This window comes from Xanthomonas sp. NCPPB 3200 (assembly GCF_056393585.1).
On the sequence record NZ_CM150785.1, the window covers coordinates 2870284 to 2883693 of the forward strand.

Genomic DNA, 13410 nt, shown 5'->3' on the forward strand with positions numbered 1-13410 from the left:
GCTGCGATCAGGGCGCGGGCAACGTCATCGACGATCTATTGCGACAGCACTCACGCCGACTCCAGCACCCAGCACCCGAACGCCGGCCCTGCCGAATAGCCGGTTTCCGGCTCGATGCGGATCTGCAAGGTGGCGCGGCCTGCCACTGCTGCAGGCAAGGCGTAATCCACATCGACGAAGTCCAGGCCGCGGTTGCCGTCCAGGCGTTCGTTGGCGATGAGCTCGCCGTCGGCGAGGATGCGGAAGCGGCGGCGGGTTTCGTCGCCCCAGTAGCGTAGGCGCAGGATGCGGGCCTTCGCGGTGTTGCGCAGGGTGAAGGCGATGAAGCCGCCGGTGCGGGCGTCGCGGCCGGCACGGCGGCGGTAGCTCAGTGCGTAGGAGCTTTCGCTGTGCAGGCCGTGGGCTTTTTCAGAGGCTTCATCGCCCAGGGCAATGCGGTCCAGTGCGCGCGTGTCCAATGCCTGTTGTTTCGCGTCTGCTGCGGCCTGCTCGGCTTGATGCTGCTGCCATGCAGCGGCGTCGCGATGCTCCAGGTAGGGCGCGCTGCGGCGATCGAACTGCGCGTAGAACGGCGAGAAGCGCCAGTGCTGGCTGCCGTCGCTGTAGTCGAACGCGGTCTGGCCCACCACCGGCTGCAGGCGCTGCAAGACCTCATCGCCGCCGATCAACGCCGGGGTCTTGCCCGACCAGGGTTTTGCCGCAGCGCCCAGGTCGGCCGCCAGCACCAGCGGCCCGCGCAGCACCGAGACCCAGGCCGGGTCGTCCGGCGTGGCTTCCAGGCGCAGCGGCATCTCGAACAACAGCGTGAGCGTGTCGCCGGCGCGCCAGACGCGGGCGATGCGCAGGTAGCCCTCGTTGACTATGGCATCGACCGGCTGGCCGTTAAGCTGCAGCCTCGGCGACTGCGCCCAACCAGGCACGCGCAGTGCGAGCGTGCGTTGCTCGGCCGGCGCGGCGTCGATGCGTAGCGAGGCGCTGCCCTGCTCCGGCATCGTGCTGTGCAGGGTCATGTCCAGCCCGGCAGCATCGCGCACGCTGGAGGGCACATACAGATTGACGTAAACGCCCTGCCCGTCGTGCCAGTAGATGGAATCGCCGAACTGGGCATGCGCCTCCATGCCGCTGCCGACGCAGCACCAGAAATCGTCGAACGGCGACGACCAGGCGCGCGCTTCGCCGGCCAGCATCGGTGTCATGTAGGTGAACATGCCGGTGCGCGGATGCTGCTGCGCCAACACGTGGTTGAGCAGCGTGCGCTCGTAATAATCGAAGAACTCGGCCTGCGGGCCCCACTGGTACAGATGCCGGGTGAGCTTGAGCATGTTGTAGCTGGCGCAGTGCTCGCAGGTCTGCTCGGTGACAAACTTCGAAATGCTGTCCGGCTGCTGGAAATACTCGCGGTCGCCATTGCCGCCGATCACGTAGGTATGGTGGTCGGTGACGGTGTGCCAGAAGAAACGCGCTGCCGCGCCCGAGGCGGCATCGCCAGTGACCTCGTACTCGCGTGCCAGGCCGATCAGCTTGGGGATATTGGTATTGGAATGCTGGTGCACCAGTTCGTCGCGCTGGGCGACCAAGGGATCGAGCACGGCGTGATGGTGCAGGCGCTGCGCCAGTGCCAGCCATTGCGCATCGCCGGTCCGCACATGCAGCTCGACGAAGGATTCGTTGAGACCACCGAATTCGCACGACAGCACCTTCTGCAGCTGCGCGTCGTCGAGTGCGGCGAAGATGCCTTGCAGATAGCCGGCCAGACTTACCGCCACCTGCAGCGCCTGCGCATTGTCGCAATGCGCGTGCACGTCGAGCAGGCCGGCAAACAACTTGTGCCAGGTGTACAGCGGTGCCCAGCTGCCGTTGAGGTAGAACGGCGCCGGGTCGATCTTGCCGCGCCTGAGTTCATCGAACACCGCGCGGCCGCTTTCGATCTTCCCTGCTGCATTCTTTCGGGTGAAGCCAGCCACATAGCCATCGCCTGCATGCGCCTGGCAGCGTGCCAGCTCTGCGACCAGATACCCGGCGCGCGTGCGGCATTGCGCATCGCCGGTCTGCGCATGCATCAGTGCCAATGCGCTGAGATAGTGACCGAGCGTATGCCCGGCGATGGTGTCCGCCTCCCAGCCACCGTATGCAGGCGCCTTGGGATCGAGGCCGGCGTACAGCACGAAGTTGTGCAACAGCCGGTCGGGCTCCAGCCGCATCAGATAACGTCGATTGGTGTGCAGCGCGTCCAGGAACAACGACGGCGTGAGCCGCACCTGCGCCAGCGGCACTGCACGGACGCTGCCGGGTTGTGCGGCGCTGGCCTGGGCCGGGAAGCGCAGGAAACCCGCCGCAACCGCCAGGCTGCTCCAGGCCAGAAAACGGCGCCGCGACAGGCTCGGCGCATGGTCGTTGGGCAACTCGCTCGGGTACGTCTCGGTCATGGGCTCAGCTTAGCTCCTGTCGGCGCGTGCAGACCGCGCGCGCCGTTGCAACAACCGCCTATGCAATCGCGACAACACGCGCGTGCATACGCATGACGCCCACGACCGATGGCATCTGGCCGCACGCCACCGCGACACACCGGCCCGATCAGAACTTCACCGTGGCACGCGCCCAATAGAACCGACCGAGCAGATCGTAGGTGGCCACATCGGTATTGGCGTTGCCGACATTGTTGGAGTAATACAGCGGCGGCTGCTTGTTGGCGATATTGTCCACGCCCACTTCGAAGCGCGTGTGCCACGGTTCGACGTTGTAGCCGAGCTGCAGGTTGTTGTAGACGTAGGCGCCGATCTTGCGCACCACCATCGGCTCGCTGGAATCGGCCGACAGGCTCTGGTCCGGATCCGAATTGCCGATGGCGGTATGGCCCACATACCGGATGCGCCAGGTGGCGCTCCAGTCGTCCAACGCCCAGTTCACCGTGCCCAGCGCACGCCAGCGCGGGAAATTGCCGTAGGCCTGGGTGTAGCGGCCGACGTTGTGGATGGTGACCGAGCTGGGGTCGGTGGTATCGGGCAGCACGTCGTAACGGGTGAGATAGGTGCCGTTGAGCCCGGCGCTGAGATTGCCCCATGCGGTGGGCGGCGCGCGGTAGGTCAGGTTGAAGTCCATGCCCTTGGCCCACAGCTTGCCCAGGTTGACGGTGGGTTCGGCAATGTAATTGATGGTGCCGTTGCCGTTGCGATGGATCAACGCGCAGAAGGAGCTGGCCGGGTTGGCGAAGCATTGATTAAGCACGGTCTGCGCCGACACCGTGGTGATGGTGTCTTCCAGATCGATGCGCCACCAGTCCGCGCTCAGCGACAGCCCATCGATCCACTGCGGGTCGTACACCAGTCCCACGTCGTAGGACTTGCCGGTTTCCGGCTTGAGCTGGTACCCGGCCACTGCTGCGCCTGACACCTTGCCCGACACCTGGCCATCGGATTGCTGGTAGCTGCCATCGGTGGGCACATTGGCGCAGGCCACGCTATTGCCACCGGTGTAGCCATTGCATGGGTCGTTGACGGTGGCCGCATCGCCGGCCACGCCGGCGTACAGCTCGTTGATGTTGGGCGCGCGAAACACCTCCGACACCGTGCCACGGATCAGCAGGTTCTCGATCGGGCGATATTCCAGCGACATCTTGCTGTTGGTCTTGCTGCCGACCGAGCTGAAGTCGGAAAAGCGCGTGCCCAGCGTGACGTTCAAGGCGTTGATGCCGGGCAGGTCCTTCAGCAGCGGAAACAGCGCTTCGGCATAGGCCTCCTTGACGTCGAAACTGCCGGCCAACGTGGACGAACAGAATTCGATCACCCCGCACAGGCCGTCTTCATCGCCGGTCCATAGCGGGTCGGAGGCGGTGGTCGAACGCTCCTTGCGATAGGAGACGCCGGTCGCCAGGCTGACCGTGCCGGCCGGCAGTTCGAACAGCGAACCGTTGGCATTGGCCTCGAATTGCTTGACCGTGTAGACGCTGGTCACGATCGGGTTGACCACCATGCCCTGCAGCGCGGACAGGTTGGCGCTGTCATTGAGGTTGAAGAAGTTCAGCGGTGTGCAGCCGGCGATCGCCGCGCCCGCGCTGCCGCACTTGACCACGCCATCGCTGTCCAGGAACGAGGGGCCAATGGCCTGATTGAACGCGGCATAGTCCAGAAAGCCGTTGTTGATCGACTTCTGTTTGACCTTGCCGTAGTTGAAGGTGGCATCCCACTGCCAGGAACTGTCGCCGAAGCGGCCGCGCAAACCGGGGCTGATCTGGAAGTTGTAGGTGTTGTATTGATAGCTGCGATTGCCCAGCACGGTGGCGCGCGTGTTGAGGTCGTTGTAGGAGGTGCCGGTGCTGCGATCGGTGCCGAAGTTCACCCCGAACGGGTTGTAGTAACTCTGCGACGACACCAGGATGTTGTCGCCGTTGGCGAAGATCGGAATCGGCGCAATGATCGAGGCGGATTCGGTTTTACTGAACCAGGTATTGACGTAGCCCTCGACGTTGTCGGTGAAGCGATAGGTGCCCAGCAAAAACGCATTGGTGCGCTTCTGCGGGGTCTGCAACAGATTGAACGGCTGGTAGTTGTAGGAGTCGGCGCTGGCGTTGTAACAGTGGAAATCGCCCGCGCCGGCGCGACCGCTCACGCCGCTATTGAGGGTGACGCGCCCGCAGCCGTTGGCTTGCGCAAGCTGCGTGGACTGACCCGAGCCATCGTTGAAATTCACGGTGCCGGTGGGCGTTGCGGACGAACCCTGCTTCACCGGTTGCCCGTTGGTCAACGCAAGCGCGTCCTTGGAATAGTCGCGCGCCGCTGCCGAGACCGGATCGATGTTGTGGTACGACAGGCCGCCGATCAGGCTGCCACGCTCCCAGGTCTTGCCGGTGGTCAGGGTGAAGTTGCGCCGGTTGCCGTCGCCTTCGCTGCTGGTGCCGAAGTCGCTGCTGAACTGCACACCGTCGAACTGGCTGCGCAGGATGAAATTGACCACACCGCCGATGGCATCGGAGCCATACACCGCGGAGGCACCGTCGCTGAGCACTTCGATGCGCTCGATCATGCTGGACGGAATGGCGTTGACGTCGTTGTAGGCCAGTCGAATACCGTTGACCAGCACCAAGGTGCGCTTGTCGCCCAGACCGCGCAGCGAAATGGCCGACGCACCGGTGCCGCCGCCGTTGTTGGTATACGGATTGGTGGCGTTGCCAGCGATCGACGGCAACTCCTGCAGCAGATCGCCCACCGTGGCCTTGCCGGTCGCGGCGATCTGTTCCTGGCTGACCGTGACCACCGGGTTGGCGGTTTCGGTATCCACGCGACGCAGGCGCGAGCCGGTGACGACCACGCTGTCCAGCGTTTGCGGCGCATCACCGCTGCTGCCGGTCTGCTGCGCAGACACCGGTGCGCTGACGCCTGCAGACAGCGCCAGCAGCAACGCGGCGCTGAGCATGCTCGGCACCGGGCGCGTGGGCGTGCCGGAGGTCCGGGAGAAAGGCAACAGCGGCATCGGCATGCAAGGCTCCTAATTCGTATGGCAGACAAACGATGGGCAACACACACCCGTGCCGGCAGACGCCAGCGCAGGGCAAGATGGATGGCAGACGCGCACGCAGCGAAACTTCTCGCCAGCGCTGTGCTGCAGACATGCAGACAACCTGCGACGCGCACGACCACACAGGGTCACGCAGCAGCGCGTGTTGTCAAAAAGGGTGTTGGTTCCGCACCGGAGGCGCCCATGCGCTCCAGTTTCATCAGCTGGTCACAATGTGCCTGTGCGCACGCGCCACGTCTTGTCGCATTTGACGACAGCGCATGCGGAAAACTGCATGGTTCGCAAATGAACCAGCCTGCCTTGACGTTGCACTCTGCAGCAACCTCTGCAGCTGGACACCACGCCTAAAGCGATGGACGGGACACCCGAGGCGATGTATCGCCTGCAGCCATGTGCGATGACAGTCGATCTAAAAGATGACAGTCGATCTAGAAATCGAGCACTGCGCATGCATGCAGCAGCGCGATGACGGCAATCAGCATGCACTGCACTGCCCGCCCTGCTTCAGTGGCCGTGGTCTAGGCACTGCAGTCAAGCGGTCGGCCGGCAGACCTGGCCTCACGGATCACGGCGCCTGCGTCGTCGCAGGCTGGTCGTGGTTCCAGTCCGGCGTTGGCGCCTGCTGCATCCAGCGCAGGAAGAAATCCAGCAGGCGGCGCTTGCCGTAGTCGCCACCGGCGCCATGATCGCCGCCGGGCACCACCAGCAGATCGAAATCCTTGCCCGCCTTGATCAGCCGATCGGCCACCTGGAAGGTGCTGGCCGGATCGACATTCATGTCCATGTCGCCAGTGACCAGCAGCAGATGTCCTTGCAGGCGCGCGGCGTTTTCCACGTTCGACGATTCGGCGTACCACGGCCCGACCGGCCAGCCCATCCATTGCTCGTTCCACCAGATCTTGTCCATGCGGTTGTCGTGACAACCGGAATTGGCCACGCCTGCCACATAGAATTCCGGATGGAACAGCAGCGCACCCAATGCGTTCTGGCCACCGGCCGAGGTGCCGTACACGCCGACGCCGCCTTCGATGGCGTACCACGGGTACTGTGCGGCAGCGGCCTTGTGCCAGGCGATGCGATCCGGCAGGCCCGCATCCTTGAGGTTGCGCCAGGCCACATCGTGGAAGGCGCGCGAGCGATTGTTGGTGCCCATGCCATCGATCTGCGCGACCGCAAATCCCAGTGCGGTCAGCGCTGACATGCGGGTGGTGAACGTCTTGGGCACGAAGGACCCCTGCGGGCCGGCGTAGATGTATTCGATCACGCGGTAACGCTGCTGTGGCTGCATCTGCGTGGGGCGCTGGATCACGCCCCAGATCTCGGTCTTGCCGTCGCGGCCGGTGGTGTGGAACGGCAACGGTGGCTGCCAGCCGGCAGCCTGCAGACGGCTCAGGTCGGTGCGCTCCACCGTGCGTGCCAGGCTGCCGTCGGCGCTGCGCCGCAGCTCCAGCACCGGGCCCAGGTCCACGCGCGAGTACAGGTCCAGATACCATTTGCCGTCCGGCGAATAACTCACTTGGTGATCGGCGGCTGCCGGCGTCAATGCAGTGAGCCCGGTGCCGTCCAGACCGATGCGATAGGCATGGCGGTAATACGGGTCCTCGCCGGGCTGCATGCCGGAGGCGGTGAAATACAGCTGGCCTGCGCCCTCGTCGAGGTAGTCGAGCTTGCGCACCACCCAGTCGCCCTGCGTGACCTGGCGGATCACCGCACCGCTGTGGCCGTCGTACAGATACACGTGCTCCCAGCCATCGCGCTCGGAGGCCCACAGGATCTGCGCGCCGTCGGCCAGATCGCGCCGCGCATGCTTGCCGCCGTCCTCGTGCGTTCCGCTGAGTTCGGAGTATTCGATGAAAGTGGGCGAGGTCTCTTCGATCAGGGTGCGCGCGTCAGCCGTGCGTGCGTCCACTTCGATGACCCGATACAGCTGGTGCCCGCGCGCGTTGTATTCGAAGGTGAGCCCGCGGCTGTCCTTCCACCAGACCATCTCGCTCAAGCTGAAGGCATTGGGCAGCAGCGTCATCGCCACCGGATGCGCGGCGCGCGTGGCGATGTCGAACAGCACCGGCTGCATCACCGGCAAGGCATCGCCGGGCTTTGGATAGACCTGCTGGTGCAACTTCGGCTGCAGCTGATCGGCCGGCGCCGATTCGATGTAATAGACCATGCGTGGCGGCGGTGCCTTGACCCGATACGCAGCCAGATGCTGCGAGTCCGGCGACCACTCCACGCTGTCGAGTGCGTAGTAATCATCGGCACTGCCATCGCGGCTGAGCACGCTGCGCTCGCCACCATCGACCGGCGCGATCACCAGGTTGGCCTGCTCCACCCAGGCGCGCCAGCGGCCATCCGGCGATAGCTTGGCCTGCCGCTCGCCCTGCTTGAGCGGCAGGCGCATGTCCATCGACTCGGCCTGCACGTCGCGTTCGGGCACATGCGCGCAGCGATAGCGGGCCAGATCGCACTGCCAGCCCAGCTTCGCCAGCTGGAAGCCCAGGCGCTGCCGGTCCAGGGTGAGTTCCTCCAGCTGCAGTTGCGTGGCGTCGATGGCTTGCGCACCGGCCTGGGTCAGGGCCGCCGCCAGCCGCGCATGATCGAAGGCCAGCGTGTTGCGGCCGCTGGCCGCATCCACCAGGCGGTACTCGATGGCCGGCGCCTGATCGGCACGTGCCACGCCACGCCGATACAGGAAATGCCCTGCATCTATCCATACCGGCGCCGTCGGCTGCCTGTCGACCAGCGACGCATAGTGATCGGCCAGACCGATCGCCTGCGCGTACTGCGCCGGTGTGGGCGTGGGCACGGGCGTGGTTGCTACGGGTGCAACGGATGCAGCCGCTGCGCTTGCCGAGAGCGTCCAGAGTGCGATGCTCAGGCAGCATGCTGCGACGCTATGCCGCCTGGAGGTCTGGGTGTGATGCAGCAGTGGCTTCATGCGTTTATCCGCGGAGATGGTGTGGTCGTGGTCGGCACGGTCATCGCGCCAATGGGCCATCACCCGTACCAGGCCTGCACCTTCACCGCCGCTGTGCTGCCGGGCAATGCCACACGATCGGCATGCGGGCCCTGCGCACGTGCCGGTTTGCCGTCGACGAGCACGCGGGTGAGCGTTGTGCCCTTGGGCACCCGCAAGCTCAGCCAGGTGTGCCTGGGTGACCGTTCCGGCAGTTGCACCTCGGCATCGATGCGGCGTGCCTCCACATCGGTGCGCAGTGTCAGCGTGAGCTTGCCCCAGCGTGTGGGCGCTGCGGTGATGCCGATCGCAGCGCCACTGCCCAGCCATGCGCGCGGCAGCGCACGCGCAAGGAACAACTGCTCGCCTGCGCTGTCGTCGCTGACCAGCATCCAGCGCAGCAGCAACGGGATGGTCATCTGCGCGGGGATGCAGAACAGCGGCATGCCACCGGTGATGCCGCTGACCTCGCCGGCGGTCCAGCTGCCGCGGGTATGCACCTGGTAGCGGTGCGCATAGACGAACAACAGATACTCTTCGATACGATCCAGCCGCAGCAGCTGTTGCGCATAGCCGTAGGAAATGAAGCCGAGCAGATCGCGGCTGCCCGGCTCCGGCGGCGCGATGTTGGCCACCACGCCGATGCTGGTGCCGCCATGGCCGCGCAGGCAATCGATCACCAGGTTGGCCAGGTCGTCGGGCAGCACATCGGCCTGCAGCAATTCCGCATACGCGCGGTGCGGCCATTGCTGCTCGCTGGGCTTTTCCTGCAGCAGCGATTGGCGAAACGTGAGTTTAGTGCCCGGCAACGGGCCGATATACGGCGGCGACAGATCGCGGCGCACGTTGGCACGCAGGCTGGCCTCCAGCCGTGCGCGCAACTGCGTGGCGCGATGCTGCCATTGCGTGGCCAGACCGGCATCGCCACCGAGCGTGCTCCAGACCTGGGCGATGTCTTCCCAGCCGCGTATCGTCAGCGCGCTATTGGCGTAATACGGTTTCCACCACAGCGACGGATCCGGAAACAGGCAGGCATCGGATTCGTTCCAGCCGTGCAGCAGGCCATGGCCATGCGCATTGCGCGGCAATGCCAGCGCCTGGTCGTGCAGCTCGCACAGCAGCTGCGCGGTGGCGGCGATCTTGGGCAGCAGGCGGCGCAGCCGCGCCGCATCGCCGGTGTAGCGTAGATAGCGCGCCAGCAGCGACAGGGTCAGCCCGAACTGCCCGACCTCCGGCCCGCGCATGTTCGGCAGGCCATCGTCCTGCACGAAGTCGTCGAAGTAGTTGTCCAGTACCGCAGCGGCCTGCGCGAAGCGGCCCCATTCCAGGTTGGCGTAGAACGAGCTGGTAAAGGTGTCCTGGAAACCGTCGTACTCGTTGCCGTAGTAGTCGCGCTCCACCGCACCGTACTTCGGATAATCGCCACCGGGCCGCACCACCAGCTCGCGCGCGAACGCGAACTGCGCCATGTCGTTCCAGCTGGCATCGGGCAGCTGCGCCTGCACCGTGCCATCCAGGGCCTGCTGCCAATACGCGGCGAAATCGATCAACGCCGCGTAGAACTGCTCAGCGGTGGCCGGCTTGCGCGACGGCGCAAACGCGGGATAGCTGTGGGTGTAATGCACGCCGACGATCTCGCCGCCGCGCACCTGCATCGTGCGATGCCAGGTCTGCACCACGAAGCGATCGCTGGCACGCACATCGGCGAACACCAGCACGTCGTACCAGCTATCGGCCTCGCCTTCGCGCCGCATCACCTTGCGCACCGCCGGCATCCAGCCACCCAGCAGGCCTTCCTCGCGCCGTTTGATCAACGCCTCTTCGCCCAATTCGGCGAAGGCGTGTTCCGGCCGCGAGGTGCGGCTACGGCCGTTGGGCAGGATCGGCATGGTGTCCAGGCTTTCGCGCGTGCCGACGAAGGTGGTCCACGGCCAGCGCCCGCCATTGTCCTTGGGGTCGAGCAGCGAGGCCGGCGGCGGCGCGACATCGCGCACCTGCGCCTCGTCCGGGTCGCCATCACGCAGCAGGCGGTCGGCGAGCAGATCTGCCTCGGCCATCGCCACCTCGGCCAGCGACATCCCGAAATACGGCTTGCCCTCGGCCGGGTAGGCCGGCTCGGTGCGTTTGTCCAGGCGCAGCATGCCGCTGTCGGTCCACAGCGTCAGCTGGCCCTGCGGGTTGTCGAGATGCTCGTAGACGGTCCACTGCTGCTGCAGGTGTTCAAAACTGCACAGCTTGCTGCCCACATGCGCGGCCGATGGCAGCGCCTCAAGACGAGGCAGCGCCGGTGGTGCCAACGTCGCCGGGGTGTGCGGCATGCCCGGCAGCGCGAGCGCGGCACCCGCGCCCACCGCCGCGGTTGCCGCCATGCCCTGACGCAAAAAGCTTCTGCGGTCCATCGTCGCGCCCTCGGTTGATCTCATCCACATCCTGCGCGACAGCGCGGCTTGCGTCTTGTGGCAGCTGTCTGGCACGTATGCGGAAATCCGCACACAAGCAGCTGTTGCTGCGCTGCCATCGCAGCAACGGCGCAGCGCCCAGTCACCGCCCCCCTGCCATTTAGCCACGTGACTTTCTGGCCACGCCGGCATCTGCGGTGACAGCCACACTGGCTGCACAGACGCAGGCAGCACTGTCGCCAGACCGCCACGCAACCCAAGCCCACCCACAAGGACCGTCATGCAGCCATCCCTACCGCGCGTCGCGCACAGTGCCCGCGCCGCAGCGCGATTTTTCGATGTCGGCAGCGCGTCTGCCAGGCGGTTGCAACGTCCGGCGCATCGCTGGCTGTGGCTGGCCTTGATCGCGCCCTGCATCGCGCAGGCGCAGGTGGACCTGTCGCAGCTGGATGCCGAGATGGCCGCGCCACGCACCCAGGTGCTGGTGCTCGGCAGCGTGCATCTGTCGCAGTTGCCCAAGGGCAGCGATATCGGTGCAGCACGGCTGCAACCGTTGATGGACCGGCTGGCCGCGTACGCGCCGACCATCATCACCACAGAGGACCTGTCGGGCGAAACCTGCGACTTGATGCGGCGCCATCCGGCGGTGTATCTGCCTGAGGACACCACGACCTATTGCCCCGACACCGGCGAGGCAGCGCGTGCGACCGGGCTGGATGTTCCCACCGCTCTCGGCCAGGTCCGTGCAGCGCTCCGCAGCTTGCCCAGTGCGCCCACACCGGCACAGCGTCGGCACCTGGCTGCGCTGTTTCTGGCCTCGGGCGAATCACCATCTGCGCTGGTGCAATGGCTGCAGCTTGCGCCAGCCGAACAGCGCAGCGGCGATGGCCTGGATGCGGCGCTGGTGGCGCGACTGCGCAGCATGGAACAGCGCCCCAACGAGAGTTACCAGATCGCCGCACAGTTGGCGGCACGCCTTGGCCTGCAACGCGTCCACCCGACCGACGATCACACCGGCGACAACGTGGACCTGGCCGACCCGGCGGCGTACGGCAAGGCGATCCAGGCCGCCTGGGACAAGGCCGCGCCGCGGGCGCGCGCCATGCGTGAGCGTGAGGACCAGCTGGCAAGTCAAGGCAAGCTGCTGGAGCTCTATCGCGCGATCAACCTGCCGGCCAGCCAGCAGCTGGCCATCGCGGTGGATTTTCGCGCCGCACTGAGCGAGGGTTCGCCGCAGCGCTACGGCTATCGCTACGTGTCCGGCTGGGAGATCCGCAACCTGCGCATGGTGTCCAGTGTGCGCGCCAGCTTTGCCGACCAACCCGGTGCGAAGGTGCTGGCAGTGGTCGGTGCCATGCACAAGCCCTGGTTCGACAACTGGTTGGGACAGCTGCAGGGTGTGGATATCGTGGATGCGGCGCAGGTGCTGGGTGCCGACGGAAAGTGAGCGACAGTGAGTACAACGGCTTCAGCGTGACGCTCTCAGTCAAAAGCCTGATTGGTCGAGCGCGCGGTGCACTCGCCGCTCGTGGGACACGCCGCAAGCCCTTCCCTGGGGGATCGGTCTCGGCATCCATGCCGCCATACGGTCCCGCAACCGGATAGGACACCGCATTAGAGAGTTGGTCGGTGATTCGGCAAAAAATCTGCTTGTTGCTCGGGCTGCATTGGAAGGCTGATCGGAGGCGACGCTATCCAAGCAACACACGTCATGGTTTGCTCGCGACCTTGCACACCGACCATCTCGACTGGTCCTTGCCCGCCGACCGTCGCGGGACCTTACGCGGCATGGATGCCGCGTAAGAGCCTCCATGGAAGGATTCACGGCGTGTCCCGCGACGGTGGGCAGGCAAGGGCCCTGCAGCCAGGTAACAGATCAGCCGCTCTACGCTTGCGGGCTGCCCGCACGGTCCCAACACCCGCAGACAAAACAACTGCAGTTATCGATACCAGCATAAGCAGCAGCCATCAATTCGCTGACTCAGACACGCAGAACGTGCATCTGCCCGTCGTGTCAACAGGTGGGACTAGCGCGCCGGCCATGCATCTAGTGCACTAGGTCGACAACCGGCCTCCGTCCAATCCAGGCTCTCAGCTCAACACGTCCAACAAGCTACCCAGCATCTCGTCGGAGCGCCGCAGCGCAGTGGCGTTGGCCTGGAAGTCGTTGCGTGCCGAGAGCCCTTCGACCAGATCGGTGGCCGGTGCCGATGGATCGGCGTTGGCGTCGACCACGCTGGCTGCCACTCCACCATTGAGCTGCGTGCTGGCTGCAACGGCCTGACGCGGACTGCCGTCCACCGGCTGACGCGCCACATTGCTGGCGGCCACCTGCTGGCGCAGTGCGGCGACCTGCATTCCGGAACTGGCGATGCTACTGATGCTCATGATGGCTCCGGTGCAGAACAGAGAAATAACCAATGACGTTTGTTTACCAACCAATCAACACAATCGTTGCCGGCGATCGCGCCGCACTGCTGTTGTTCCTACGCCCACCGAGGCGCGTGGCGAGCGTGTCTCACGGGTTGGAATCAGCTCACAGGAACC

General features: G+C 65.4%; 6 protein-coding genes. 1 reads left to right on the plus strand and 5 read right to left on the minus strand.

The window, feature by feature from the left end; translation table 11 throughout:
* Positions 1 to 50: 50 nt before the first annotated feature.
* From AC06DU_RS12530 to AC06DU_RS12545, 4 genes are all read right to left on the minus strand, one after another.
* Positions 51 to 2426: a beta-L-arabinofuranosidase domain-containing protein gene (locus AC06DU_RS12530; RefSeq protein WP_478202552.1), complete on the minus strand. Its 2376-nt coding sequence runs from the start codon at positions 2424 to 2426 to the stop codon at positions 51 to 53.
* A gap of 148 nt (positions 2427 to 2574) precedes the next feature.
* On the minus strand, positions 2575 to 5472 hold the full coding sequence (locus AC06DU_RS12535; protein ID WP_478202553.1) for a TonB-dependent receptor: 2898 nt from the start codon (positions 5470 to 5472) through the stop codon (positions 2575 to 2577).
* A 604-nt stretch (positions 5473 to 6076) separates the two neighbouring features.
* The gene (locus AC06DU_RS12540; protein WP_478202554.1) at positions 6077 to 8446 is read right to left on the minus strand and encodes a S9 family peptidase; all 2370 of its coding nucleotides are present in this window, start codon (positions 8444 to 8446) and stop codon (positions 6077 to 6079) included.
* A 59-nt stretch (positions 8447 to 8505) separates the two neighbouring features.
* Entirely contained in the window at positions 8506 to 10863 is a 2358-nt protein-coding gene (locus tag AC06DU_RS12545) for a glucosidase family protein (protein ID WP_478202555.1), read from the minus strand.
* A gap of 280 nt (positions 10864 to 11143) precedes the next feature.
* On the opposite strand from AC06DU_RS12545, the gene AC06DU_RS12550 reads away from it, so the two are divergent.
* Positions 11144 to 12310, plus strand: coding sequence for a DUF5694 domain-containing protein (locus AC06DU_RS12550; RefSeq protein WP_478202556.1), 1167 nt, complete (start codon positions 11144 to 11146; stop codon positions 12308 to 12310).
* A 644-nt stretch (positions 12311 to 12954) separates the two neighbouring features.
* Here AC06DU_RS12550 and AC06DU_RS12555 read toward each other — a convergent pair.
* The gene (locus AC06DU_RS12555) at positions 12955 to 13251 is read right to left on the minus strand and encodes a flagellar basal body rod protein FlgC (protein ID WP_024940013.1); all 297 of its coding nucleotides are present in this window, start codon (positions 13249 to 13251) and stop codon (positions 12955 to 12957) included.
* Between the last annotated feature and the right edge of the window lie 159 nt (positions 13252 to 13410).

Coding starts and splice junctions, on each gene's coding strand:
- AC06DU_RS12530 (WP_478202552.1), bottom strand. CDS start 2,426: ATGACCGAGACGTACCCGAGCGAGTTGCCCAACGACCATGCGCCGAGC.
- AC06DU_RS12535 (WP_478202553.1), bottom strand. CDS start 5,472: ATGCCGATGCCGCTGTTGCCTTTCTCCCGGACCTCCGGCACGCCCACG.
- AC06DU_RS12540 (WP_478202554.1), bottom strand. CDS start 8,446: ATGAAGCCACTGCTGCATCACACCCAGACCTCCAGGCGGCATAGCGTC.
- AC06DU_RS12545 (WP_478202555.1), bottom strand. CDS start 10,863: ATGGACCGCAGAAGCTTTTTGCGTCAGGGCATGGCGGCAACCGCGGCG.
- AC06DU_RS12550 (WP_478202556.1), top strand. CDS start 11,144: ATGCAGCCATCCCTACCGCGCGTCGCGCACAGTGCCCGCGCCGCAGCG.
- AC06DU_RS12555 (WP_024940013.1), bottom strand. CDS start 13,251: ATGAGCATCAGTAGCATCGCCAGTTCCGGAATGCAGGTCGCCGCACTG.